This is a genomic window from Bradyrhizobium sp. 2TAF36, from assembly GCF_052114925.1.
Classification (GTDB): domain Bacteria; phylum Pseudomonadota; class Alphaproteobacteria; order Rhizobiales; family Xanthobacteraceae; genus Bradyrhizobium; species Bradyrhizobium barranii.
Window position 1 is genome coordinate 1 of record NZ_JBFRFR010000104.1, and the last position, 22,223, is coordinate 22,223.

21 protein-coding genes and 1 pseudogene are annotated in these 22,223 nt (G+C 62.9%); 11 read left to right on the plus strand and 11 right to left on the minus strand.

Features of this window, described 5'->3' with window-relative positions; all coding sequences use genetic code 11:
• The first annotated feature begins 236 nt into the window (after positions 1 to 236).
• Together AB4Z51_RS39185 and AB4Z51_RS39190 are read left to right on the plus strand one after the other, a co-directional pair.
• On the plus strand, positions 237 to 1,433 hold the full coding sequence (locus tag AB4Z51_RS39185; RefSeq protein ID WP_441499266.1) for a TrbI/VirB10 family protein: 1,197 nt from the start codon (positions 237 to 239) through the stop codon (positions 1,431 to 1,433).
• Positions 1,434 to 1,436: 3 nt separating this feature from the next.
• Positions 1,437 to 1,679 carry a DUF2274 domain-containing protein gene (locus AB4Z51_RS39190; RefSeq protein WP_135216993.1) on the plus strand — a complete coding sequence of 81 codons (243 nt, stop codon included), beginning with the start codon at positions 1,437 to 1,439 and terminating at the stop codon, positions 1,677 to 1,679.
• Positions 1,680 to 1,830: 151 nt separating this feature from the next.
• Here AB4Z51_RS39190 and AB4Z51_RS39195 read toward each other — a convergent pair whose 3' ends face one another.
• Complete coding sequence (locus tag AB4Z51_RS39195; protein ID WP_441499267.1) at positions 1,831 to 2,169, minus strand: KTSC domain-containing protein; 339 nt, start codon at positions 2,167 to 2,169, stop codon at positions 1,831 to 1,833.
• Between the two features lie 87 nt (positions 2,170 to 2,256).
• A complete protein-coding gene (locus AB4Z51_RS39200; RefSeq protein ID WP_441499268.1) occupies positions 2,257 to 3,372 on the minus strand; it encodes a site-specific integrase in 1,116 nt (371 codons plus the stop codon).
• 135 nt (positions 3,373 to 3,507) lie between these two features.
• Here AB4Z51_RS39200 and dusA point away from each other — a divergent pair, with 135 nt between their 5' ends.
• Complete coding sequence (gene dusA / locus AB4Z51_RS39205) at positions 3,508 to 4,503, plus strand: tRNA dihydrouridine(20/20a) synthase DusA (RefSeq protein ID WP_439034543.1); 996 nt, start codon at positions 3,508 to 3,510, stop codon at positions 4,501 to 4,503.
• Between the two features lie 52 nt (positions 4,504 to 4,555).
• On the opposite strand, the gene AB4Z51_RS39210 is transcribed toward dusA, so the two are convergent.
• From AB4Z51_RS39210 to AB4Z51_RS39235, 6 genes are all read right to left on the minus strand, one after another.
• The gene (locus tag AB4Z51_RS39210; protein ID WP_208086087.1) at positions 4,556 to 5,224 is read right to left on the minus strand and encodes an outer membrane protein; all 669 of its coding nucleotides are present in this window, start codon (positions 5,222 to 5,224) and stop codon (positions 4,556 to 4,558) included.
• Between the two features lie 366 nt (positions 5,225 to 5,590).
• Positions 5,591 to 6,130, minus strand: coding sequence for a TIGR02281 family clan AA aspartic protease (locus AB4Z51_RS39215; RefSeq protein WP_441499269.1), 540 nt, complete (start codon positions 6,128 to 6,130; stop codon positions 5,591 to 5,593).
• A 28-nt stretch (positions 6,131 to 6,158) separates the two neighbouring features.
• Complete coding sequence (locus tag AB4Z51_RS39220) at positions 6,159 to 6,362, minus strand: DUF1289 domain-containing protein (protein ID WP_028146760.1); 204 nt, start codon at positions 6,360 to 6,362, stop codon at positions 6,159 to 6,161.
• 44 nt (positions 6,363 to 6,406) lie between these two features.
• The gene (locus AB4Z51_RS39225) at positions 6,407 to 8,002 is read right to left on the minus strand and encodes a sensor histidine kinase (protein ID WP_439034545.1); all 1,596 of its coding nucleotides are present in this window, start codon (positions 8,000 to 8,002) and stop codon (positions 6,407 to 6,409) included.
• Positions 8,003 to 8,139: 137 nt separating this feature from the next.
• Complete coding sequence (gene nhaD / locus AB4Z51_RS39230) at positions 8,140 to 9,417, minus strand: sodium:proton antiporter NhaD (protein ID WP_071915184.1); 1,278 nt, start codon at positions 9,415 to 9,417, stop codon at positions 8,140 to 8,142.
• Positions 9,418 to 9,439: 22 nt separating this feature from the next.
• The gene (locus AB4Z51_RS39235; RefSeq protein ID WP_439034546.1) at positions 9,440 to 10,312 is read right to left on the minus strand and encodes an NAD(P)-dependent oxidoreductase; all 873 of its coding nucleotides are present in this window, start codon (positions 10,310 to 10,312) and stop codon (positions 9,440 to 9,442) included.
• A gap of 188 nt (positions 10,313 to 10,500) precedes the next feature.
• Here AB4Z51_RS39235 and AB4Z51_RS39240 point away from each other — a divergent pair, with 188 nt between their 5' ends.
• The 4 genes from AB4Z51_RS39240 (at position 10,501) to AB4Z51_RS39255 (ending at position 14,349) form a co-directional block, all read left to right on the plus strand.
• Entirely contained in the window at positions 10,501 to 10,938 is a 438-nt protein-coding gene (locus AB4Z51_RS39240) for a VOC family protein (RefSeq protein ID WP_071915182.1), read from the plus strand.
• A gap of 108 nt (positions 10,939 to 11,046) precedes the next feature.
• Complete coding sequence (locus AB4Z51_RS39245; protein ID WP_071915181.1) at positions 11,047 to 12,189, plus strand: Mrp/NBP35 family ATP-binding protein; 1,143 nt, start codon at positions 11,047 to 11,049, stop codon at positions 12,187 to 12,189.
• 193 nt (positions 12,190 to 12,382) lie between these two features.
• Positions 12,383 to 13,474 carry a TRAP transporter substrate-binding protein gene (locus AB4Z51_RS39250; RefSeq protein ID WP_014496209.1) on the plus strand — a complete coding sequence of 364 codons (1,092 nt, stop codon included), beginning with the start codon at positions 12,383 to 12,385 and terminating at the stop codon, positions 13,472 to 13,474.
• A 524-nt stretch (positions 13,475 to 13,998) separates the two neighbouring features.
• On the plus strand, positions 13,999 to 14,349 hold the full coding sequence (locus tag AB4Z51_RS39255) for a YunG family protein (RefSeq protein ID WP_071915180.1): 351 nt from the start codon (positions 13,999 to 14,001) through the stop codon (positions 14,347 to 14,349).
• Between the two features lie 33 nt (positions 14,350 to 14,382).
• Here the strand turns inward: AB4Z51_RS39255 and AB4Z51_RS39260 are convergent, their stop codons facing one another.
• Together AB4Z51_RS39260 and AB4Z51_RS39265 are read right to left on the minus strand one after the other, a co-directional pair.
• On the minus strand, positions 14,383 to 15,507 hold the full coding sequence (locus AB4Z51_RS39260) for an alpha/beta hydrolase family protein (protein WP_439034547.1): 1,125 nt from the start codon (positions 15,505 to 15,507) through the stop codon (positions 14,383 to 14,385).
• 170 nt (positions 15,508 to 15,677) lie between these two features.
• Positions 15,678 to 16,535, minus strand: coding sequence for a metal-dependent phosphohydrolase (locus AB4Z51_RS39265; RefSeq protein ID WP_441499270.1), 858 nt, complete (start codon positions 16,533 to 16,535; stop codon positions 15,678 to 15,680).
• Between the two features lie 464 nt (positions 16,536 to 16,999).
• On the opposite strand from AB4Z51_RS39265, the gene AB4Z51_RS39270 reads away from it, so the two are divergent.
• From AB4Z51_RS39270 to AB4Z51_RS39285, 4 genes are all read left to right on the plus strand, one after another.
• Positions 17,000 to 18,763 carry a cache domain-containing protein gene (locus AB4Z51_RS39270; protein ID WP_441268388.1) on the plus strand — a complete coding sequence of 588 codons (1,764 nt, stop codon included), beginning with the start codon at positions 17,000 to 17,002 and terminating at the stop codon, positions 18,761 to 18,763.
• A gap of 131 nt (positions 18,764 to 18,894) precedes the next feature.
• Positions 18,895 to 19,848, plus strand: coding sequence for an ABC transporter substrate-binding protein (locus AB4Z51_RS39275; RefSeq protein WP_071915177.1), 954 nt, complete (start codon positions 18,895 to 18,897; stop codon positions 19,846 to 19,848).
• 160 nt (positions 19,849 to 20,008) lie between these two features.
• On the plus strand, positions 20,009 to 20,683 hold the full coding sequence (locus tag AB4Z51_RS39280; protein ID WP_028146749.1) for a response regulator transcription factor: 675 nt from the start codon (positions 20,009 to 20,011) through the stop codon (positions 20,681 to 20,683).
• 1 nt (position 20,684) lies between these two features.
• A complete protein-coding gene (locus AB4Z51_RS39285) occupies positions 20,685 to 22,085 on the plus strand; it encodes a sensor histidine kinase (RefSeq protein ID WP_441268387.1) in 1,401 nt (466 codons plus the stop codon).
• A 32-nt stretch (positions 22,086 to 22,117) separates the two neighbouring features.
• On the opposite strand, the pseudogene AB4Z51_RS39290 reads toward AB4Z51_RS39285, so the two are convergent.
• Positions 22,118 to 22,223, minus strand: a pseudogene (locus AB4Z51_RS39290) (IS110-like element ISMex17 family transposase); the annotation flags it as partial.

The following is a 22,223-nucleotide window of genomic DNA, read 5'->3' on the forward strand; positions in this document are numbered from 1 at the left end:
CAATCCCGCTCAATCCCGCTAGGCAATCGTCTCGCCATCCGCGATCGCTCCGTCTCCGCAACCTGACCAGCTCCGACGGAGCAATCGCTACCGGCGTGTCACTGGAGAGAGGAAGAATGGTAGCTTGACAACAAACCGCAATTAAAGGGCCGATTGACAGCCCAATTCAGGATCCGCGAGAGCCCCTCGAACTACGCGCGCGGCCGCGGCCTATTCGGCGCCTGAACAGGCGTGCGTTGATCATCGGCTGCGCCGTTGCCGCGCTATTCGTCGCCGGAGCGGTCATCGTCGCGCTCCGTCCATTGCGAGTGTTCAAGTCGGCCGATCGAGCGGAGCTCTACAACACCGACCGCAAGCAGACAGCCGAGGGCCTCAGCAAGCTGCCGAAGTCGTATGAAAACCTCACCCCAACGACACCTCGGCTTGGGCCACCGTCTCCTGGGGACATAGGCCGCGCCTTTGCCGAAAACGAAAAGAAGGCGGGCGTGGGTCTGGATGGAGGCTTCCGGACTAATCCGGAGGAGGACGCCGAGAGAACCGAGCGGATCCGGCAGACGCGCATTGCCCAGCAAGCCAAGGAGTCCGGTCTGTTTGTCAGGCTGTCGGAGAAGCAGGAGAAGCGAAAGCAGATCAATACGTCCGACGTGCCGGCAGCTACCCCTTCCGCCTTCAGACCGGCGACAGCTGACGCCGGGCCTTCGGCCGCTGATCTAGCCAAGACGGCTCAGGCCATGGTCGATCGGTCCAGCGAGATTATTCCGTCTTCGCAGGCGCGAAAGCTGGCCTTCGTGGCGGCAAAAGCCGACACAGAAACCACCAATCCCCATGCGCTTCAACCAGCTCCATCAACCTATGCCGTCATGGCGGGATCGATCATCCCGGCCAGCCTTATGACTGGCCTGAATTCTGATCTGCCGGGCGCCACGATCGGCCAGGTGACCGAGAACGTCTATGACACCGTGTCGGGTGAGCATCTTCTTATCCCCCAGGGAACTAGGCTCGTGGGCAAGTACGATAGCGTCGTCGCCTTCGGCCAGAAGAGGGCGCTGGTCGTGTGGGCACGTCTCATTCTGCCGAACGGCAATTCGATTGTGATCGAGAACTTACCGGCCACGGACGTCGCGGGCTATGCCGGGCTCGAAGATGAGGTGGACTTTCATACCTGGCAATTGCTGAAGGGGGTGGCGCTCGCGACTTTGATCGGTGTCGGGACGCAGCTGTCGCTCGGCAATGACGAGAGCGATCTCGTGAAGACGCTGCGGGAAAGTGCGCAGCAGACGACCAATCGCGCTGGTCAGCGACTGGTGGAGCGCGAGCTCGATGTGCAGCCAACGATCACAGTCCGGCCGGGCTGGCCGCTGCGGGTGATTGTTTCGAAGGATCTGGTGCTGAAGCCGTACTCGGACCGTCAGGCGATGACGAAGGGCAAGTGAGGCATGAAGCTTGGAAAACTGCCCGATCGGACGCCGGTGAAGATGAGCGTCATACTGACGCCGGGCCTTGCGCAACGGCTGAGAGAGTATGCTGACTTCTATGCCGAGACCTACGGAAGCAAGGAAGAAGTGGCTGAGCTGATACCGTTTATGCTCGAGGCGCTTCTTGATAGCGACCCTTCCTTCAAGAGAAGCAGAAACGGCAAGGGTGCAAGAGTATCTTTTAGTGGTAGCCGCGACCAGTAATGCAGGGGACAGCTAAACCTCGGTGCCCGTCCGTACTAGAGCCGCCCTGACATGTTCCATTGCCAGTTCGAGTGATTTCAGCAGCTCCTTCGAATCATTTGATGAAGCCTCTTCTAAGCTACACAAAAGCCCTCCAAAAAGGGTCAGTTCCTCAATACTGCGGCACCTTGTGTGTCCGGCAATCGTAGGGGCCGTCCTTACCCGTACCCTTGATGTTGGCGTTGTAGTAGCGCCCCATCGAGTCTGCGGCGAGCCACGCATCGACGATAGGCTTCGGTATTTCGCAGTAGTGGTAGTAGGTCGTTTTGAGTTGGACGATGACGTATTGATTAGAGGCGTCGTAGCAGAGCCGATTGACGACGCTGCTTCGAGTGATCTCCTGGCAGGTGAAGGGTTTGAGATCGACCGGGCCACGATATTTCACGTCGACGGTCTCGGCCTCCGCCCAGGACGAGAGAAGCAACACAAAGGTGAATATTAATCGAATCATTCTGCGTGCCGTGCAAACGGGATGAGATGCTCGCCAACACAAACGGCAAACAGAGCTAGCGGGGCCGACTTCCAGCGTGCGCATCGACTAACTGCTTGCGGTCGATCGGTTGGAACAGCTTAACACCTGCATAAATTCTTCCAGAGACGGCTGATGGGCTGTTTGCAACTTGTGAAGCTCTTCGGGTCTTAGCTTCGTGTATCGTCGCAGAGTGCGCCAATCCTTATGACCGGTCACCAGCGCAACTTTCTCGATCGGCAATCCCGCTTCGAAAAGGCGGCTGGTGCCCTCGTGGCGCAAGTCGTGAAAATGCAGATCCTCGATCTTTAGTTCGTCGCACGCGCGCGTGAATGCCGCGCTTACCGATCTATGATTATACGGGAATACTCGACCCAGACCCATGGTAATGATCCGCTGCTGGAGCAGGAGCTCCCAGGCGTCATAGCCTGTGAGGTTCAGGAGTGGCACTTGTTGGTCGTTGCCATCCTTTTCCCTCGGATCTTTGCGGTCTCGTATCAATAAGATTCGCTTCTTCATGTCGACGTCCGGCCAGTCGGGCCGGCAAATCTCCTCCTGCCTCATGGTCGTTGCGACCGCGTATCGGACGATGCGGCCCATTGGGATGACCTGCCGATTATTGGATTCGAAGAAATCAATGAGCTCGTCAAGCTCAGCCTGAGTCGGTCGCCGGTCTCGTTCATCGGACTTTCCAACGAGACCCAGATACTTTAGCGCCACACGTGCCAGACGAACCTCTTCGGCGGAAACCTCGACCCCGTGAACAGCGGCTGCGTGTGTAGCGACGGTTCTGATGAACGATATGTCGATCGCAAGGGTCGCTGGTCCCGCACCTTCCTTCGCTCGCTTTCGGCCATATTCAATCAACCGTTCGCGGTTGAGCCTGGGAAGCTTCGTTGATCCGAGGTCCTCCTTCAACGCCTCCAAGACGGCTGCCTTCGATTTGCGGGGAGGGCGACCAACCTCCAGCATGTCTTCGATGTGCAGATCGATGATGTCGCCGAACGTCTTCGCTCTGACGGCAGCGCGGGGTTTAGGTGATCCGCTACGATCGATGTTGCACTCCATATCGAGTGCCCATTCCTCCCCGTCCTTGCGGCGACGGAAGGTCTCTGCCACGTAACGGTTCTTGCGGCGGACCTGGACGCGCCAGTTCCCGGACGGCAACTGAGTGAAGCTGGCCACGGTCGTGTGCACTCCCCCAAATCGTGTGCGCTACGTGTGCACTAAGAGGTCAAAGCGGGTACAAACGTGTGCAATTTCGACTAGTTTGGAGTGCACACGTTCATGTTTCATCTTGTTGAAGCATAAGGTAAATCATTGAAATCGCAACACTATCGCTTTTCTGTGGCTCCGATGATGGATTGGACCGATCGGCATTGCCGGGTGTTCCATCGCCATCTGACGCGGCGGGCGCTGCTCTATACGGAGATGCTGACGACCGGCGCCATCATTCATGGCGACCGGGAGCGGCTGCTCGGGTTCGACGCGGTCGAGCATCCGGTGGCGCTTCAGCTTGGCGGGTCGGATCCGCGCGAGCTCGCACAGGCCGCGCGGATCGGCGAAGAGTTCGGCTATGACGAGATCAACCTCAATGTCGGCTGCCCGTCGGATCGTGTGAAGGATGGCCGCTTTGGAGCCTGCCTCATGGCGGAGCCGGAGCTTGTGGCGCGATGTGTCGACGCGATGAAGGGCGCGGTTTCCATTCCCGTCACCGTCAAATGCCGCATCGGCATCGACGATCAGGATCCGGAGGTCGCGCTCGATACGCTTGCGCGTGGAGTGGTCGCCTCAGGCTGCGATGCGCTGATCGTGCATGCCCGCAAGGCCTGGCTCAACGGTCTGTCGCCGAAGGAGAACCGCGACATCCCGCCGCTCGACTATGACCGCGTCTATCGCCTCAAGCGCGCGATGCCTGATGTGCCCATCATCATCAACGGCGGCATCCCCGGTATCGACGAGGCGAAAGCGCATCTCGAGCACGTCGACGGCGTGATGCTCGGCCGCGCCGCCTATCAGGAGCCATGGCGGCTGCTCTCCGTCGATCAAGACATCTTCGGCGAAGCGGCGCCGCATGCGACGATGCAGGACGCGCTCGAAGCGATGATGCCCTATATCGAGCAGCAGCTTGCGCGGGGCACGCGGCTGCATGCGATCACGCGGCATTTCGTCGGGGCGTTCCACGCCGTGCCCGGCGCGCGCGCCTTCCGCCGCCATCTTGCCGAGCAGGGGGTGAAGCCGGGCGCCGGTGTGGACGTGCTGCGCGATGCGATCGCACGTGTCGGTGCGCGCGCTCCGGCGGAGGCCGCGGCCTAGCCCAAACGGGTGAAGAGCCGGATCGCAAAATCCGGCTCCTCGTCGATCCGTCTCAGCGGAGCAGATCGAAATGATAGTTCACGCCGACGCGGAAGGTGTGGAATTTCGCGGCGTTCCAGTCCGGCAGATCGTCGTGCTTGAACTCGGTGTAGAGATATTCGGCCTTGGCCGACCATTTCGGCAGGAACGCCCATTCGACGCCGCCGCCCGCGGTCCAGCCCATCTTCATCTTGTTGATCGGCCCGTCCTTCAACTCGCCGGTGGCAAGACCCGCGGTCCCGAAGAACAGCAGCCGTGAATCCATCGTCGCGATGCCGGCGCGGGCGCGGCCGGTCATGTACCAGGGGATGCTCACCGCGGCGCTGTTGAGCGCGTCGTGGTTCTTGATGTCGCCGCCCTCGAAGTCATTCTCGATGCCGACCACGAACATCGGCGAGAGCTGGTAGTTGTAGCCAATCTGCATGCCGCCGACGGCGCCCTTGACCTTGCCGCCGCTGATGCCGACGAGATTATTGAACGCGTCGTCGCCGCTCTCTGCGTAGCCGGCGTTGAAGCCCGCATAGAGACCCGTCCACGAGTACACCGGCTGCGGCGCAGTGTAGGCCGAGGAGGGCGCGGCGTAGCGCGGCGACAAGTCGGCAGCGCAGGCGTTGCTCGCGGCGAACACCGCGGCAAAGGGCAGGGCGCGCATCGTGCGGCGTAAGGCGGCTCTGGCAGTCATGACTCTCAATCTCCCACTTGGCCGCACCTCACGGAGCAGCCTTGTCCAACCCCGATCCGGGAATGGGACCGTTATAAACCGACTAGGCGGTTTGTAAATGGAGGAAATGCCACATCGATGGATTGTTCGCGGGGGCTCGGGTTAGGCGGTTGGCTGGCAGCCGCGCCGATGTTGCGCAGCGCGCTGGCGCAAAGGTGGCCTCGCGGACTGGATCAAGCGGGGCTGCCTGGATGGAGCGGCTCCGTCAGTTTGACTGGCGCCAGAGCGGCCAAGGGCGATCTGACAAGCGCCGATCGCGTTGTGCGGCTCAGGCAGTCCCGACTGATTGGGCCTTGATCGTGCGCATGAGGCGCGCAGCGAAGCGAATTATCGGAGCGCGCGGCGATCGGGCAATTCCGGGTAGCCGGTGAGCATCAGCTTGTCGGCGCGCACACCCCAGCTCTCCAGGCGGTCGAGGAAGCTCATGCCAAGCAGATTGGTCTTCATCTGCCCGCGCGGCACGACGAGGGCCGGCACCGACTTTTCGACGAGGTGGCCGACGGAGAGACGGTCGAGCGTAAGGCGGGCTGCCTTGGTGTGGCCACCCGCGGTTTCGAGATCGACGTCGTATTCGAGCATCTCGAGCGGCAGTCCGATCGCTTTCGCGGTTTCCCAGGTCAGCACCACCGAGGTCGCACCGGTATCGATCACCATCGGAGCGGCGACGCCGTTGATCTTCGCGCGCAGCGCGAATTCGCCACCCTGGCCGCGCTGGATCTGCACGGCCGGGGCCGGGGAGGCGATCTGCGCGCGAAACATGTGCGAGACCTTGTTGCTCGCGCGCGCGATCCGGTCGGGATCGCCATAGGCGACAACGGCACCGGCCGTGYCGGCGAGCATGACGAGAACGAGCAGGAAGCGGATCATTGCGCGCCTCCGAGGCGACGCAGGGCGGTCAGGCGCGTTTCGGCGATCCCGCGATCGGCTGCAAACCCGCGTCCGCCATGCGTGCCGGCAACAGCGCCATCACCGCGAGCCGTTCCGTGCTCTCCATGGCGTGCCAGCGCGCGATCTCCGGCAAGGTCCGGCCGCAGCCGAAGCACAGCCTGGTCTTCGGATCGATCATGCAGACGGCGACGCACGGCGTTTCTTTGCTCATGTGGACATAGTGGGGGATCGTCGGGCATGTCTGCAAGCATCTCGTTAAGAGCCCGTACCTGCGCTCATGATCGGCTTGTGGCGCGGCCGGCGCTTCTCGTCGGGCACCGCGGAACTGTCCGGCTGGAGCGGCGGAGAATCGTCCGACATCGGCGCCAGCGCACTCATCACGCGCTCCGGCGGGAAGGTGACGATGACCTCGGTGCCGATGCGCAGCTTCGATTTCAGCGTGAATGTGCCGCCATGCAGGTCGATCAGGTTCTTGGCGATGGGCAGGCCGAGCCCTGCACCCTGTTCGGCCGACTTGATCGAGTTGGAGCCCTGGCCGAACGAGGCGAGCACGATCGGGATCTCGTCCTCGGGGATGCCGGAGCCGGAATCCCTCACCGAGAGATATTGCCCGCCCGAGGCGGTCCAGCCGGCCTTGAGCCAGATCTCGCCGCCTTGCGGGGTGAACTTGATCGAGTTGGAGAGCAGGTTGAGCACGACCTGGCGGATCGCCCGCTCGTCGGCCCAGAGCCGCGGCATGGCCTGCTCGAACACCTCATGGATGGTGATGCCGCGGCTCGAGGCGCGCAGCTTCATCAAATGATGGCAGTCGGCGACGATGCCGACCAGCGACACCGCTTCCTCGTTGAGCTCGTAACGGCCAGCCTCGATCCGCGACAGATCGAGGATCTCGTTGATGAGGTTGAGCAGGTGCACGCCGGAATTATGGATGTCGGCGGAATATTCCTTGTAGACCGGCACCGCGTGCGCGCCAAAAATTTCGCTCTTCATCACCTCGGAGAAGCCGAGGATCGCGTTTAGCGGCGTGCGCAGCTCGTGACTCATCTGCGCGAGGAAGCGCGATTTTGCGACGTTGGCGGATTCGGCGCGGTGGCGCGCTTCGTCCGAGATCGCCTTGGCCTGTTCGAGCTCGCCGATCAGCGCGTCCTTCTCGGCGCGTGCCTCGAGCGTGGCGAAGGTCGAGGAGTGCAGGCGGTGCGCCAGCAGCACGAAATAGCCTTCGGCTGCGAGCGCGAGCGCCGCTAGGATGTAATTGTCGAGCGCGCCGGTGATTGCAAAGCTCAGCGCCATTGCGACCGCGACCGGCGCCGTGGCTGCGAGGGCGGCGATCGGCAGATTGGCGGCCAGCATACTCGACACCGCGATCACCAGCAGCATCAGGAACATCATCAGCGTTTCCGTGACCATGTCGAGCACGGGATGGATCAGGATCGCCATCCAGCACAGGCCATAGAGCAGGTCGAGCACGACGAAGTGCGTCCGCCATGTGCGCGTCGCCGCGGGCGAGGAGCCCTCTGCCAGGAAACGGTGGCAGCTGCGGATCATCGCGGCGTGGATGCAGAGCATGCCGGCGGTCCAGGCCGCGGCCGGGATCGGCTGCATCCACAGCCCGAACAGCACGCCGGTAGCGACCACCAGCAGCATCACGACATAGGAGGCCGACAGCCGCGTCTGGGCATATTGGCGCAGCATCTCGGCGTCGAAAGCCGGCCGGGTTCCGCTGGTCGACGTTAACTTGTCGCGCGCCTCGCGTACCCGCTGCGACGCAGCCCGTCGGCTGCTCGCCGATGGCGCGCTCACCGGCTCGGCCGGAAGCTGTACGACCTCTGGCTTTTCAGCGGGTTTACTCATCGAACAACAACATTCCTGCCTGCGCAAAGGCGGGCCTTCTGCATTGTCTATCTCTGGCAAGAAATCCTTAAGAGGTGACTTAAGGAGCTAAAGAATTACGTTAACCCGGCGTTAATTTTGAAGGCGCGCAGTGCCGGTCAGTGCAGTGCCGCATGCTGGGCGACGTAGACCACCGCGCCCGCCAGATAGCCCGCGAGCGCGGGGATGGCGATGCGGCGAGCGTACCAGAGGAACTCGATCCGCTCGAGCCCCATGGCGGCGACGCCTGCGGCCGAGCCGATGATCAGGATCGAGCCCCCGGTGCCGGCGCAATAGGCGATGAACTCCCAGAGGAAGCTGTCGGTCGGGTAGTGGCCGAGGTCGTACATGCCCATGGTCGCCGCCACCAGCGGCACGTTGTCGATGACGGCGCTGAGCAGGCCGAGCACGACGACGATGACGTCCTGGCGGCCAATCGTCGCCTCCAGCCAGCGCGCCAGCATCGACAGGAGGCCCGCATGTTCGAGGCAGGCGACCGCCAGCAGAATGCCGAGGAAGAACACGATCGAGCTCATGTCGATCCGCGTCAGCGCATGCGCGAGCGTCAGCGGACGGCGAACATGCTCGTCCTTGTCGCGGTGAACGACCTCGCCGACCAGCCAGACGATGCCGAGCCCGAGCAGCACGCCCATGAAGGGCGGCAGATGCGTGACCGCCTTGAAGGCGGGCACGGCGATCAATACGCCGAGCCCGAGATAGAACATCAGGTTGCGCTCGAACGACCCGACGAGCTGAACTCCGTCGTCCTTGGGCGGCGGTGCGATGGTCTTGCCCTTCACCAGAAGGCTGATGAAGGCGAGCGGCACGAGCAGATTGACCAGCGAGGGGAGGAACACCGAACCCATGATCTTCAGCGGCGTGATCTGCCCGCCGATCCACAGCATGGTCGTGGTGACGTCGCCGATCACGGTCCAGGCGCCGCCGGCATTGGCGGCGATGACGATGAGGGAGGCGAACAGCAGGCGGTCGTCGCGCCTGGCGATCAGCCGCTGGATCAGCGAGACCATCACGATGGTGGTGGTCAGATTGTCCAGGATCGCGCTGAGGAAGAAGGTCACGAAGCCGATCAGCCACATCAGGCGGACCTGACTCGTCGTGCTGATGCGGGAGGTGATGACCTCGAAACCGTCGTGGGCGTCGATCACCTCGACGATGGTCATCGCGCCGATCAGGAAGAACACGATCTGCGCGGTGGAAACGACGGATTCGTCGATCTGCCGGCCGACCATGGCGTGGTCGCCGATCGTGGCCGCGTAGATCGCCCAGAGCAGCCCGGCGCCGATCAGCGCCGTGGCACTCTTGCTGATCCGGAGCGGGTGTTCGAGCGCGATCGCCGCATAGGCCAGAACGAAGATGACGGCGATCGCGATCAGCAAGGCGGGATCAGTTCGACAGGTGTCAGCGGTTCAAGCGCGCGAGCAGGCTCGACGTATCCCAGCGCTTGCCGCCCATCTTCTCGACCTCGGCGTAGAACTGGTCGACCAGCGCGGTCACCGGCAGATTGGCACCGTTGCGGCGGGCTTCGGCCAGCGAGATCGAGAGGTCCTTGCGCATCCATTCGACCGCGAAGCCGAAATCATACTTGTCCTCGTTCATGGTCTTGTAGCGGTTCTCCATCTGCCAGGACTGCGCTGCGCCCTTGGAGATGGTCTCGATCACGGCGGCGACGTCGAGGCCACTCTTCTTGGCGAAGTGGATACCCTCGGAGAGGCCCTGCACCAAACCGGCGATGCAGATCTGGTTGACCATTTTGGTCAACTGGCCGGAGCCGGCGGGCCCGAGCAGCTTGCACATCCGCGCATAAGCGCCCGTTATGATCGGCTCGGCGCCGGAATAGGCGTCCTGCGCGCCGCCGCACATCACCGTCAGCACGCCGTTCTCGGCGCCGGCCTGGCCGCCGGAAACGGGAGCGTCGATGAACTTGAAACCGGCCTTGGTGGCGGCAGCGTCGAGCTCGCGTGCGACCTCGGCGGAGGCGGTGGTGTGGTCGACGAAGGTCGCGCCCTTCTTCATGCCGGCGAACGCGCCGTCGGGGCCGTTCGCGACCGCGCGCAGATCGTTGTCGTTGCCGACGCAGCACATCACGAAGTCCTGGCCTTCGGCTGCCGCCTTCGGGGTCGCCGCGGTCTTGCCGCCGAACTTGTCCGCCCATTCCTTCGCCTTGGCCGCGGTGCGGTTATAGACGGTGACCTCATGGCCCCCTTTTTTCACGAGGTGTCCGGCCATGGGGAAGCCCATCACGCCGAGACCGAGGAAAGCGACTTTAGCCATGTGTGGTACCTTGTCCGTAGTTTGGGTTTTACGGTTTTTGCCGGGCGAGGGGGCGCCCGGTTCCGCTATGAGGGCGGATTAGGAGCGCACCATAAACCCTTGAGGCCAGAGGGCAACGGCTTCGTTTGGCAGCCGCCTGTGCTAGGATGGCGGGACTTAAGGTCCTACATAAAAAAGGGAGCGAAAGCATGGGCGGCGTGAGCGTTGGTGTCCTCGATCATTTCAACATCCGGACCCGGAATCTGGCCGAGACGGTCCGCTTCTATGAGGACGTGCTGGGCCTGGAAAAAGGCGCCCGGCCCGATTTCGCCTTCCCGGGGGCCTGGATGTACAGCGAGGGCAAGCCGGTGGTGCACCTCGTCGATATTTCCCCGACCTCGGAGCCACAAAAGCCGGATTCCGGCGTTGTCCACCATGTCGCCTTCGTCAGCCGCGGTTTCGACGGCATGAAGCAGCGGTTGACGTCCAAGGGCATGAAATTCGACTCCCGCCAGGTGCCCGGCGGCGACCTCTGGCAGATCTTCGTCCACGACCCCAACGGGGTCATGATCGAGCTCAATTACGAGGCCGCTGCGGAGCAGGGGGCTGCCCCCGCGGAGATGGCAGACGATATCGGCAAGCAGTAGCCTTTTGGCCGTTTCCGCTCTAATGGGGCATCCTCAAGCCTTGAGCGTGATCTGATCGGAAAGCCGCTCCACACTTTTCCGGATCATGCTCTGTTCAGGAGATGCGCTTTGAGCGTGACGCAGCAACAGGTTCTCGACAGCCTCGCCAGGATCAAGTCGCCCCGCGGGGTCGCGCTCACCAATGCCAATGTGCTGAGCGCGATCAGCGCGGCCGACGGCAAGGTGTTCTTCTCGATCAACGTCGATGCCGCCGAGGCGCGGGCCTGGGAATCCGTCCGGGCCGAAGCCGAAGCCGCCGTGCGCGCCATTCCCGGCGTCACCACCGTGATGGTGGCGCTGACCGCCGAGCGCAAGCCGGGCGCCGCGCCACCTCCGCCGCCAACGCCGAGCCGCGGCACGCCGGGCGTGCAGCCGGTCCACGCCCACAAGCCACCGCCGCAGGGCGGCGCCCAATCGCCGATGGCTCGCCAGTCCGAGATTCCGGGTGTCGCTGCCGTGATCGCGGTTGCCTCGGGCAAGGGGGGCGTCGGCAAGTCGACCACCGCGCTCAACCTGGCGCTGGGCCTGCGCGACCTCGGCCTCAGGGTCGGGCTGCTCGATGCCGACATCTACGGCCCCTCGGTGCCGCGGTTGACGGGCCTGCACGAGAAGCCGGCGCTGGACGGCGAGCGCAAGATGATTCCGCTCAAGCGTTTTGGCCTCGCCATCATGTCGATCGGCTTCCTGGTGGAGGAAGAGACCGCGATGATCTGGCGCGGTCCGATGGTGATGTCGGCGGTGACGCAGATGCTGCGCGACGTCGCATGGGGGAGCCTCGACGTACTCGTGGTCGACATGCCGCCCGGTACCGGCGATGCCCAGCTCACGCTCGCGCAGAACGTGCCGCTCAAGGGTGCCGTGATCGTCTCGACCCCGCAGGACCTGTCCCTGATCGATGCAAGGCGGGGGCTTGCGATGTTCAGGAAGGTCAACGTGCCCGTGCTCGGCATCGTCGAGAACATGAGCTACTTCCAGTGCCCGCATTGCGGCACGAAATCGGATATTTTCGGCCATGGCGGCGCGCGCCACGAGGCCGAGAAGCTCGGGGTACCGTTCCTGGGCGAGATCCCCCTGCACATGGCGATTCGCGCCACCTCGGATGCCGGAAATCCCGTGGTCGACAGCGAGCCGGACGGCCCTCATGCGGCGATCTATCGCGCCATTGCGGGGCAGGTCCGGGACCAGCTCAAAGGCGTTATCGCCGCGGCCTGAGCCGGTCTTTTGGGGACATGCGACTTTCGTAGAGCCCCGTCATGCCATTGTCGCGTTCCGAAAGCGGGGCTTCCGTGTTAAAGGCCACGGCAGTCAAGCCCCTTCGGTTCGACGCGACAAAAACGCGTCGCCGGAACGAGCGGCGACAACGAGGAAGTTTAGGGGAAACGCCCCAACAAGGAGAGACCTGAAGATGAAGCGTCGTGATTTCCTGAAAGTGTCGGCAGCAGGCGCGGCGGCGACCGCCGCGGTGGCCTCGCCGGCGATCGCGCAGTCCATGCCCGAGATCAAGTGGCGCCTGACGTCGAGCTTCCCGAAGTCGCTCGACACCATCTATGGCGGTGGCGAGCAGCTGGCGAAGTACGTCGCCGAGATGACCGACAACAAATTCCAGATCCAGGTGTTCGCCGCCGGCGAAATCGTCCCCGGCCTCCAGGCGCTCGATGCGACCTCGAACGGCACGGTCGAGATGTGCCACACCGTCTCCTACTACTATGTCGGCAAGGACCCGACCTGGGCGATCTACGCCTCGGTGCCGTTCGGCCTCAACGCGCGCCAGCAGAACTCCTGGTGGTACCAGGGCGGCGGCGAGCAACTCGGCAACGAGTTCTTCAAGAAGTCGAACGTGATCGGTCAGCCCTGCGGCAACACCGGCACCCAGATGGGCGGTTGGTTCCGCAAGGAGATCAAGACCGTTGCGGACCTCTCCGGCCTCAAGATGCGCATCGGCGGCATCGCCGGCCAGGTGCTCCAGAAGGTCGGCGTCGTGCCGCAGCAGCTCGCCGGCGGCGACATCTATCCGGCACTCGAGAAGGGCACCATCGACGCCGCCGAGTGGGTCGGCCCCTACGATGACGAGAAGCTCGGCTTCGCCAAGGTCGCCAAGTACTACTACTATCCCGGCTTCTGGGAAGGTGGTCCGACCGTCCACGCCTTCACCAATTTGGACAAGTGGAATTCGCTGCCGAAGAACTACCAGGCGATCCTCACCAACGCGATGGCCAACGCCAACAGCTGGATGGCCGCGCGCTACGACATGCAGAACCCGGCGGCGCTGAAGCGTCTGGTCGCCGGCGGCACCCAGCTTCGTCCCTTCACCAACGAAGTGCTCGAGGCCTGCCTCAAGTCGACCAACGAGCTGTGGGGCGAGATCTCGGCCAAGAACCCCGACTTCAAGAAGTCGATCGACGCCATGCAGGCCTACCGCTCCGACGAATATCTGTGGTGGCAGGTCGCCGAATACACCTACGACAGCTTCATGATCCGCTCGCGCACCCGCGGCTGATCTTTCGAAACGTCGCAAGACGACAGAGCCCGGCCTCGTTCGCGAGGCCGGGCTTTTTCTTTTGCAGCCAGCGGCCGCCCAAACAAAAATATGAAAAACAACCCCATGCACAGTAGAAGCGCGATGAGGGCAGGTTGCCCTGTGAATGCTGCTAACCATTTGGACCGTTGGGGCAAATCAGCAGGAAGGGGCAATCGTCGCGCAGCCGGAGCCAACGCGGCGATTTTGCCTGATCGCGGCATCTGGAATGACATCGTCATTTGCCGCGCGTCCGTTCCCGCATCGTCATTGCGAAGAGCCTTTGGGAAGAAGCAATCCAGACCGTCACCGCGGATGGACTCTGGATTGCTTCCGCCTTCGCCGAGGCTTCGGCGGACAAGTCGCTATGCTCGCAATGACGAGTGGATGGAGTTGGGGCTCAACCCAGCAACGAACCCGTTTGACACGTCGGGCAAAACAGTGGCAAAAAGCCAACATCGCATAATCCGAAATTGGCGCTTCGGTGCCGATCCCGTGAGGTGACGATGAGCTTCGATCCCGATGAGGTTCAACGCGCGCTGCGCAAGGCATGGTCGCTGTCGACTTCCAGCCAATGGACGCCGAACAATCCGGCGGCAGGGCAGTGCAACGTCACGGCGCTGCTCGTTCACGAACTCTTCGGCGGCGAGCTGCTGAAGACGCCTCTGCCGGCGGGCGATCATTTCTACAATCGGATCGAAGGACGGCGGTACGACTTCACAGCGAGCCAGTTCGATCAGCCGATTGCCTACGTCGACTTGCTCACAGATCGAGCCGACGCAGAGCTGGGAGCAACGAGCGACCAACTGGCCGAACTCAGAGCCGCTTTTCTGCGGCACCGTACTAAATCAGTTTAGTCAGCTTGTTGGGATCGACGCATATTGCGTCGTTCAGTTCTCGGTCGTACGTTGGCCGACGGCATAGACATGGCAGGCTGTGCCGGAAGTATTGCTTTTGCATTCCGCGACAGACCTGTCGCGCGCTTCCGTTGCCGTCCGGCTGGCGGGTGCCAGGCCACAGGCTCCCTTATCGTCGATGGCAAATGCCTTGAAGTCGCTGCGAATGGCCACATAGCTGGCAAACGCCCTCTGGCAGTCCGGCGAAAGACCGGTTGGTGTTGGAAGCGGTGCAGGCTCTGGCAGATCGATCGTAACCGCGGTCGGCAGTTTAAGCTCGGCAAGGAACGGCTCAGCGACTGTGAGCCAGGTTTCGGCCGCTGCCCCTATGATGAGGTCATGACCGTCGGTTCCAAAGGGCGGCAGGATCTGCAATCGCGCCGGCGCGCCGCCGGCCGTGTATGCGGCGATCATCCGATGCGCGAGTTCGGGGCCATATGACCGGTCATTTTCGGCGTAGAGCCAAAGCGCCGGTACGCGGGCGGTTCGGCCGAGTGATGCCACTGTGCCCACGAGACGATCGGGGCTGCAGGCTTCGTCCGGCTTGGCCATCGCATGATAACCGCCGTCGAAGTTCAGAACGCCTACGACGCCGGCGGGATTTCGCTCGGCGACGGCGAGCATGGTTAGCCCGCCGGTTGAGTGGCCGAGCAGCAGGATGTGGTCGGGATCGACCCAGGGCTCACGTCGGGCCGCCGCCATCGCCACAATGATGTCGTCTGCCGCAATGCGCTCGGCCGCGAGGTAATCACACGGCCTTAGCAGTTCCTCGGAGTAGCTCCCTCCAGACAGGCCGAAGCCACGACGCATGATGGACAAGGTCGCGTAGCCACGCTGGGCCAGAGCTACGGCCGGTGTGTTGAAGGCGGTCGGAGTACGCTTGGCAATGTTGCGGAAGAACGCGTCATCCCATCCCCCTGGGGTGCCATGAGTCATGATCACCAACGGAAATCGGCCGGGACGATCCGGGCGAACGACATAGCCGTCCAGCGTCAAATCCTTGCCGAACATCCTGACGGGCAATGTTATGGGCGCACTGATCAGGCCGGACATGAGCCCGGGGTTTTCGGCATGAGCAACGGTGGCGAACGACAGAAGCAGCGCGATCAGGATCCGCACGTGAAACTCCAGAACGGGGCGCCTTGTCAAAGCGGGCTTCGGCAATCTAGCGTGTAATCCAGCCTTCGTTCAACCGGTCACTCGCTTTTGACTGCCATGTGGACGTGACGTCCGAGCCGGACCCGCGCGCGTGTTGGTCGCGCCGGAAATCACCGTTCAAGACCACCGATCTACAGCTGCGGACCAGACAGTCTAACCTCGCGCTCGGCGCGGAAGACATTGCCATACAGGTTGCTGATCCATTGTCTTCCGCTCGAGGTTACGTTCAAATAACGGATCGCCGTCGGGACTTGCGGTGCGACCTTGGTCCAGTAGAACTGCGGATATTTGTGCACCACGTCCGCGGGTGTGGCGTATCCGAGCGATTTGTTGAGCCCTATCTCTTCGAATTCATAGAAGAGCGCATTTGATTTCTTCATGTAGTTCGGATCGCCGAGCTGGCCGATCAGATCAGCGGCGCGCAGCAACAAACCTTCTTCCTCGTCCAGATCATCCTTGAGTTCGCTCGTTGGTGCGTCTGTATAGGGAAAGCGGGTATATTCGATGGCCTGGGCAACGCGCGCGGCGTYGATCTGGTCGACTGCGTCGAGGCGCTCCACCGCGAACAATTTTGAGCGATCGACGTGATAGGGCGCAAGCGCTGCATCGGAGGAGCCGACCGGCAACTCAACCGTTCGGCCGGTACCATCAACGACATAGGCGCCCTCCTGGTCTCCGTAGATGACGCCCCGAACGTAGCCGATGTCGTGGATCAGACAGGCCAGGATAAAGTGAGCGTAATCGCTGGCCGTGGTTTGCCTCAGAAGTGAGCGGCCGATCAGGATGTCGTGCCCCACCAGCGTGACCAACAGGGTGTGCTCCACGTTGTGATACAATGCATCGCTGTTGCCGATACATTCCAGGGCCAGCTTCGCCGCGTAAGGGAGCAATTCCGGCAAGCTGGCATGCGATGAGCCGAAGCGGCCTTTTGTCTCCGAGATGAGGAACGCACCGAGCGCCTGGGACGTCAGTTCTGGAATTGTTATCATGAGCAAGGTCCTCGTCGACGAACCCCCAATAAGCCTGCTGCAGGATCAGGAGGGAGAGGAGGCCACTGGAAGAATGCGACGCCGAGCTGGAAATTGCCGGGCGCCAGCGAACTGAAAGGCGACGTCGCCGCCTCAATGGGGCTGAACATGACGTGAGGCCAAAGGCGGGGGTGATGCTTGACCTAGATCAACGTGGCTGCGGCGCATGCTACGTCTGCCCGGCAGCAACGCCCGTTCAGGGTGGTCAAAAGCCGGCGTGCGGCGCGAAGGCCAGTCAGCCGGAGGCTGACATCGGCCGACAATTCAGCCATGGCGCCAATTTGTCGCCGGACCGCGTGGCTGGTCGGCCCTAGAAAGCGCGAAGGGTGCACCGGTACGCTCGGGTTCGAATGAACCCCACCCGACGGCGGAGCGACATGTTATTCTGGGTCATTGTATTTATGTGATTATCAGGAGACCGGATCATGATTCCTCAGGATCGGTTTCGCGGCCTTTTTCATAAATATCTGTTCGCGCTGTTCGTGGCTGTCGCGATCCCACTTGCATTCAACGGCGTCATTGAGGCGTGGTTCGGCTATCGCGATCAGCGCGCGAGGCTCGACCAGTGGCTTAGCCTCCAGTCCGCATCCGCGGCCGCCGAAATTCACGATTTCATCCACGGCATCACGAGTCAGCTCGGCTGGCTGGTTCAGCTTCCATGGAGTGACGAGTTCGACGAACGCCGGCGGACCGACGCGTTGCGCCTGCTTCGACAAGCGCCTGCCATCGTCAGTCTCACACTCCTCGACGGCAATGGCCTGGAGCGTCTCTACATCTCGCGGATCGGCCTCAATCGTATCGAGAGCCGCACGGACCGATCAGCCGATCCCGCCCTGGTTGGTGCCCGCGCAGCTCAGATCTGGTTCAGCGACGTCAGCTACAATCGAGGCTCCGAACCGTACTTGACGGTCGGGATTGCCGGCAACCGGCCGGCTGTCGGCGCGGTCATAGCCGAAGTGAACCTCAAGCTGATTTGGGACGTGATCTCGGCGATCAAGGTCGGAAAGACCGGCTCCGCCTTCGTCCTGGACCGATCGGGTCGCCTGATCGCCCATCCCGACATCAGCCTCGTGCTCCGCGGGGCGGAGGAAGCAACCTCCAAACCATTTCGGGCTGTGCGGGACGCGATAGGGTCGAAAGCGGGCTTCGCAACGAGCCGGGATGCGCAAGGACACTATGTTGCCGCCAGCGCTGCTCCCGTACTGGGCCCCGACTGGACAGTCGTGGTCGTGCAGCCGCTATCCGAAGCTTACGCGCCGATCTATTCCGCCCTGTGGCGGACGGCAATGCTCCTCGCAATCAGCACCATGCTCGCAGGGATACTTGCCTATGCACTGGCGCACCGGATGACGGAGCCGATCAAGCTGCTCGAGGAGGGCACGGAGAGGATTGGTGCCGGGTCCTTTGACCACCGCATCTCAATCCACACCGGGGACGAGTTCCAGCGTCTTGCAAACAGTTTCAACAGAATGGCGTCCGAGCTGGCGCTGGCGCAGCAGCACCAGGAGCGCATCGCCAAGCTCAAGCGGTTCCTTGCCCCCCAGGTCGCCGATCTCGTCGATCGAGCCGGCGATGACAGCGTGCTGGACGGCCGCCGTACGGAAGTCGTCGTTGTCTTCTGCGATTTGAGGGGGTTCACCGCGTTTTCAGCAGGCGCCGCGCCCGAGGACGTCATGAGCGTACTGTCGGAATATTATGAAAGCCTTGGCAGGGTCATCACGAAATTCGAGGCAACGCTGATCAATTTCTCCGGAGACGGACTGATGGTGCTGGTGAACGCACCTGTCCCGGTCGTAGAGCCTGCATTGAGAGCCATCGATCTCGCCATCGACATGCAGACGAACGTGCAAGCCCTCATCGCCGGCTGGCGATCGCGTGGCTACCACATTGGTTTCGGAATCGGCCTTGCCAGCGGGCCGGCGACTGTCGGCCGGATCGGATACGAGGACCGGCTCGACTACACCGCCATTGGAAGCGTCGTGAAYCTTGCGGCCCGGCTGTGCGGATCTGCCGCAGACAAGGAAATCCTGATCGACGCCAAAGTCGCCGCCGACGTCAAGGGCAGGCGGCCCGTTGAGGATCTCGGGGGCCGCGAGATCAAAGGATTTGACGAAGCCATTCCAGTCTTCGGAATATCTTTCGAGGCTCTCGAGCCGAGTGGCCGCGGGATGCCCGGCACAATCCGCTAGAGACTGTCCGCGTATCCGGGGCTATGCTCCGGCAAACGGCTGACGGCAGCGGGTCCGTGGGCATGAGGTGCGCCAACTCTGAAGCAGCAACGCTACGCAGACGCGCCAGACGGCGTGATTTTCTTCTTTGGATGGCAGGCGCCGCGACGTGGACGACCGTCTCGTATGGGCAGAAGCCCTCCATGCCGGTCATCGGATATCTTTGCCCGGAGTCACCCGAGCTCTTTGGCAGTCGACTTGAGGCTTTCCGACAGGGACTGGAGGAAGCCGGCTTCGTCGAGGGGCGCAATGTGGCGATCGACTTTCAGTGGGCCGCCGGACAATACTCTCGATTGCCAGCCCTGGCTGCCGAATTGGTCGCCAGAAATGTAGATCTGATCGTGGCTCCCGGCGGGGCTCCCGTGGCACTTGCCGCGAAGGGTACGGGTACGACCAAGACTATCGTGTTCGAGATGGGCGGCGACCCCGTTCAGCTACGCGTGGTGGACAGCCTGTCGCGGCCGGGCGGAAATATCACGGGGGTATCGAGCCTGAGCGTCGATGTGTCGCCAAAGCGGCTTGAGCTGATGCGCGACCTGTTGCCCACGGCGACCAGATTGGCGGTGGTCGCCAACCCGACAAGTCCGACCGCACCATCACAATTGCAGAAGCTTCAGGCGGCCGCAGAAACCCTGCGGGTTCAACTGCAGATCTATAGCGCAAGCAAGGAGGATGAATTTGAATCCGTGTTCGCGGCCGTTGCCAGGGACGGGCCAGGCGGAGTTGTGTTTACCTCCGACCCTTATTTTGCATTTCGCAGTGCCCGGCTGGCGGCTCTCGCGATGAAATATCAATTGCCCGCAATCACGCAGACCCGAGACTTTCCCGTGGCTGGAGGCTTGATGAGCTACGGAGGAGATTTCATGCAGTCGCACCGTCGCGCGGGTATCTATGCCGGACGCATTCTGTCGGGCGAGAAGCCTTCTGATCTTCCGGTTCAACTCGTCACGAAGGTGGAGCTCGTTGTCAATTTGAAGGCCGCGAAACTGCTCGGCCATCCGTTCTCCGCAGCAGTCATTGCCGGCGCGGACGAGGTGATCGAGTAAATCATCATGGGAACGCGCCCAGGTCGGCTTACACGAACCTGACAGGGGCGCGGGCTAGCTTGCCACGCGCTTTTTCGCTGGCCGAGGCGGCCGGAATGGTGGAAGAGAGCGAAGATGCGGCGCGAGCCGTGATTGCACCGGAACATCCGGCGGGACTGCGATGCGCCTTCTGATCGTCGAGGACAATGTCGAGCTGTCGCGGCTCGTTGCCGCCGGGCTGTCGGCCGCCGGCTACCAGAGCGACATCGTGAGCACCGCGGCCGAGGCACGCGAGGCGGTCAGCAGCGTCAGCTATGCTGCGATGATCCTCGACCTCGGCTTGCCCGACGGCGACGGCCTGTCGGTGCTGCGCGAGCTGCGCCGGCAGATGGAGCCGCTGCCGGTGCTGGTGCTGACCGCGCGTGGCGGCCTGCAGGACCGCGTCAGCGGCCTGCGCAGCGGCGCCGACGACTATCTCGCAAAGCCGTTCGCCATGGAGGAGCTGGTGGCGCGGCTGGAGGCGATCCTGCGCCGGCCCGGCCAACTGCTCGGCCGCTCGCTGCGGCTCGCCAATCTCGTCTACGACACCGAAAGCCGCCAGATCTTCGTCGACGACCAGCCGCGGATCATCTCCGCGCGCGAGACCTCGGTGCTGGAAATCCTGCTGCGCCGGCAGGGGCGGGTGGTGCCGAAGAAGAACGTCGAGGACCACATCTTCGGGCTCGAAGGCGAGGTCGCCTCCAACGCGGTCGAGGTCTACGTCTCGCGGCTGCGCAAGCAGCTCACCGAGCACGGCGCCAAGGTCGTGATCCACACCATCCGCGGCGTCGGCTATCTCATGTCCGAGGAGAAATAGCGTGGCGGCCGCCGGGGCCTATGGCAGATCGCCGACATTCAAATCGTTGATCTGGCGCATCGTGTTCATGCACATCGTGGCGGTCGCGGTGGTCGCGATCTTCCTTCCGCTGGTGCTGTTCTGGCTGCTCAATTCCGAAGTCGACCAGCTGCACCGCGAAGCCATGCGGGCGCAGGCCGAGGTGCTGGCCGAGCGCATTGTCGCCGCGCCGGACGGCCTGCTGACGTTCAACCTGCCGGACAGCCTGCGGGGCCTCTATTCGGAAGCCTACGGCCGCTATCTCTACGATATCCGCGATGCCGACGGCCGTTTGCTGTTTTCGTCCCGCCGCAAGACGGGAGCGGCAGCGTCGGCGCCGCCGACACTTTCCGAGACGATTTCCGGCGCCGGCGTCACCCGCATCATCGACGGCAAGATCGTGCGCATCCGCGTCGCCGAGGATCTGGCGCATCGCGACGTCATCATCGACGACATCATCTCGAACTTCTTCCGCCGGGTCGGGTGGATCACCATTCCGATCCTGCTGATCCTGCTCGCCGCCGACATCATCATCTTCCGCCGCGCCATCGCGCCATTGTGGAAGGCCTCGGAGGAGGCCAGCAATATCGGACCGGCGCGCACCGACATCCGCCTGCCGACGGAGCAGATCCCGCGCGAGATCATGCCGCTCGTCATCGCCGTCAACCAGGCGCTCGACCGGCTCGAGGACGGCTTTCGCGTGCAGCGGCAGTTCACGGCGGATGCCGCGCATCAATTGCGGACGCCGCTCACGATCCTGCGCACGCGGATCGAGACGCTGGGCGATGGCGCCGCAAGGCAGGCGCTGCACGACGACATCGAAGGCATGAGCCGCATCGTCGCCCAGTTGCTGGAGATCGCCGAGCTCGACACCTTGGTGCTCGATCCCGGCGAGACCGCGGACCTGCGCGCCGTCTGCGCCGAGGTGGTCGGCTCCATCGCGCCGTTCGCGATCGCGCAGCACAAGGACATCGCGCTGAAGGGCGCCGACGCGCCGGTGCTGATCCACGGCAATGCGGAGATGCTCCAGCGCGCGATCTTCAACCTCGCCGAAAACGCCATCAAGTTCACGGCGAAGGATACCGCCGTCGACGTCGAGGTGCGCGAGGACGGTTCGGTGCGCGTGCGCGATTGCGGCCCCGGCATTGCGGAGGCCGAGCGCGAGCTGATCTTCCAGCGCTTCTGGCGCGCCGACCGCCAGCGCAGCGACGGCGCGGGCCTCGGGCTCTCGATCGTGCGCGGGGTCGCGGACGATCATGCCGCGACGGTGGCGGTGGAAAATCTTCCCGGCGGCGGCGCGGAGTTCACGCTGCGGTTTCGGCTGGCGGACAGGGTTGCCTCTTCACCCTCTCCCCTTGTGGGAGAGGGTGGCTCGCCGCGATAAGCGGCGAGACGGGTGAGCGACTGTGTTCGCTGTCAAGCGGGTTGCCATGGTGTTTTCGTCCTGATCATGACATTGAGGATGGTCAGCAGCTTGCGGGCGACGGCGATCAGGGCAACGAGCTTCGGCTTTCCATTGGCC